The organism is uncultured Cardiobacterium sp. (genome assembly GCF_938028185.1).
In the GTDB taxonomy this organism is placed as follows: Bacteria; Pseudomonadota; Gammaproteobacteria; order Cardiobacteriales; family Cardiobacteriaceae; genus Cardiobacterium.
In genome coordinates, this window is record NZ_CALJAH010000341.1 from 1 (window position 1) to 2,717 (window position 2,717).

Consider the following 2,717-nt stretch of genomic DNA (forward strand, 5'->3'; position numbering starts at 1 on the left):
GGCAGCGCTGATGCAGCAGTATCAAGGCAGCGGTTTGTTGATTGGCGCCGCACCAGAACCACCGGAACTCCTGGATGCGGTGCTGCACCGCCTCGGGGTTGAGCAGTACCCGGCGGTCATTGAAGACGGGGTGGTGTGGCAGGTGCGGGATGAATCCGTGCAACGTCCGCCACGCGACCAGCCGGAAACCATCACCATCCCCTCGCCGGAAAAGCCGCAACCGGTGCTGACGGAAGGAGCGGACACCCCGCCTTCGGCAGAGGCCGTTGCGCTGCAACAGCAACTGGAGGCGATGCGGCAAGAGGCCGGGACAGGTACAGGAGCGGTGCAATCGCCTGCAACAGGCGGGAATGTTCCGGCAAGCGGGGCAAATCATTCCGGGAACCCGTAGCGGATACATGGCAATTCATTTGGACAATACATTGCAAACACCGGTTTTTAATTCATACGGAGCATATGAAATGTCAATATTTTTTTGGGTGACCGTAGCTGCATACATAACAAGCATGTTTTCGGCGTTCATTTCCCAAGATTACAGTGGAGATACGACGCCGTCAGACGAACTCAAAGGAAAAATATTTGCCATTGTCGCTATTGTCTCAATATTTTTGGGGCATGTACTCTATATTGTTACTGTGATACTAGTCGGTGAACAGCATCCATCTGAAGCATATATGTTGATGCCTTTTGCCGTGACCTCAATCTTAATCTTCGTTCTATTGTAAAAAGGAGCTTGTATGGGCGCACATATCGAAATAAAAGGTAATTTGGGCGGTGATCCGGTCTTCGGGAAAACCAGAGATGGCAGACCTTGGATCAACTTTTCGGTTTATCAACCGCACTGGGTAAAAAATCCCGATGCCGTTCCCAATGGCCCGGACCAGTACATTGACAAGGGAGGGTTTTGGTTACAGGTATCCTGGTTCAATAACAAGGCGGAATCTGCCGCACAGTTACTGAAGAAAGGAACGGCAGTCGTCGTCTCCGGTGACCTGCACGTCGATACCTGGACTGATAAGGATACTGGTGAGCTGAAGGCGGGTTACAAGGTGACCGCTCACGAAGTCACCCTCGACCTGCGCGGCATTACCGGCGTCAGCTACCGCCAGCGCAGCCAGGGCGGACCACAGCCGCAACCCAATATTGGCAAGCGCGATGCAGGAGACGGCGCGGGACAAAATATTGCTGGTGCGGCAAGTGCTCCAGCCGCTGCCGGGGATGGCGGCTGGGACGAGCGGGAGGAGGGCGATTACTGGAGCGACAATACGCCGCCGGAGGGTGTTGTACCGCCGGTGGGTACTGCGCAGCCTCCGGCAAATAACGGCAATATTCCGCCACAGGATGATGGTCATGATGATGGCAGCCCGTTCTGAGGTTTGCCGCGCGGCATTACGTAAGCTGCGCAGAAACCGCCTGTACACAGGATTGTTGGCTGCCCTGATCGGGGCAGTCAGCTTCCAGTATTCACCTGCATTCGCTCAGTCTGCTATGCCTCGTGCCGTGACGGCGCCGACGCAATCGGCCCCGGCAACGCCGGGGAATAACACCGCTCAGGGGCAAAACGAAAAACAGGGCAGCGGGGACGATAAAGGCAAGGTGTTAGAGTCCGCCGGCGGCTTCACCACGCTGGAGCTGGCGACCACCACCGTGGCGCAGCTGCCGTCCTGCCTGGAGTACACCATCGAGGGGATTACCCTGCGCATGGTCATCCACTGGTGGGGGGTGAGCTATTTTTGGACGCCGCACGTCTCACACTACTCGCCGGATTTGCTGGAGATGAGCCACCGTGAGTTGCAGTATTTCCCCTACATCGAGTACCGCCTGCTGCTGGCCATTCCCTACTACGAGTTCACGCGGACGGTATTTTCACGCCTGCTCGCCACCCTGCTCGGTTTTAACGTCAACGTGCCGATGGCGGGCGGGCATTACCTGCACGACCAATTCGGCAAGCATCAGTCGGTGCAGTTTTCCGATGCGATGGTCATTGGCCACCCGGTGGCCATGCTGATTGAGGCCTTCACTTTCAAGGGGGTGAAGTTGCCGGAAGCGAACGGTGGTGGCGGACAAAGACCGCAAATCTCGCAGGCAGACGTCAAGGCGTGGCTGGAAAGCTGGGTCACGGGTGACACCAACTGGCCGCCGGTTTTCAGCCAAGCGCTGGGCTATCAGGAAGTGCTGGCAATGCTTGCCAACAGTCCGGTCATCCAGCAAATCAAGCAGTTGATGTTGCAGCTTGATGCAGCGCTCTCTGCTGTCGGCGGCAAGGTCGGCGACAGCCCGTTTTGTCCGGTCAACAGCACGCCGTTTGAGCCGTACTACCTCTCCGGTGGCGACGTATATCCCTGGCGTATCGGCTACCCGGTCGCCGATTCGGAAAAATCGCTGACCATCCTCAACCCGTTGTCGCGCGACGTTATCGGCCCGACGACCAAACGTGACAAACAGGCAGAAGGCGTCATCGCCAAGGTGCTGGAGAAAATCATGGAAGCAGTGCGTGAACTGTTCCGCGAGCGCTGGGGACACATCTACCCGCGTGAAGGTTCCGTTGACCAGCGTGACAGCGCCAAGATCGGTGCGGTGGTGGCACAGCGTGCGGTTGACCTGCTCGCCGAGAAGGAGAAACCCACCGGACGCATCTACCGCATCCCGCGCTACCGCATGCGCGGCGTCGCTTGGTCGAAGATGTACCCGGTCGAGACCTCCTGCCACAAAAACGT

The 2,717-nt window shown here is 57.5% G+C and carries 2 protein-coding genes and 2 pseudogenes; all 4 read left to right on the forward strand.

The window, feature by feature from the left end; genetic code table 11:
* Positions 1-391 (forward strand): annotated as a pseudogene (locus Q0349_RS10005) (hypothetical protein); the annotation flags it as partial.
* Positions 392-398: 7 nt separating this feature from the next.
* Positions 399-725 (forward strand): hypothetical protein, encoded by a 327-nt coding sequence (locus Q0349_RS10010; RefSeq protein ID WP_298080761.1) that lies wholly within the window; start codon positions 399-401, stop codon positions 723-725.
* A gap of 12 nt (positions 726-737) precedes the next feature.
* The gene (locus Q0349_RS10015) at positions 738-1,373 is read left to right on the forward strand and encodes a single-stranded DNA-binding protein (protein ID WP_298080762.1); all 636 of its coding nucleotides are present in this window, start codon (positions 738-740) and stop codon (positions 1,371-1,373) included.
* A gap of 223 nt (positions 1,374-1,596) precedes the next feature.
* Positions 1,597-2,717, forward strand: a pseudogene (locus Q0349_RS10020) (hypothetical protein); the annotation flags it as partial.

Coding starts and splice junctions, on each gene's coding strand:
- Q0349_RS10010 (WP_298080761.1), top strand. CDS start 399: ATGGCAATTCATTTGGACAATACATTGCAAACACCGGTTTTTAATTCA.
- Q0349_RS10015 (WP_298080762.1), top strand. CDS start 738: ATGGGCGCACATATCGAAATAAAAGGTAATTTGGGCGGTGATCCGGTC.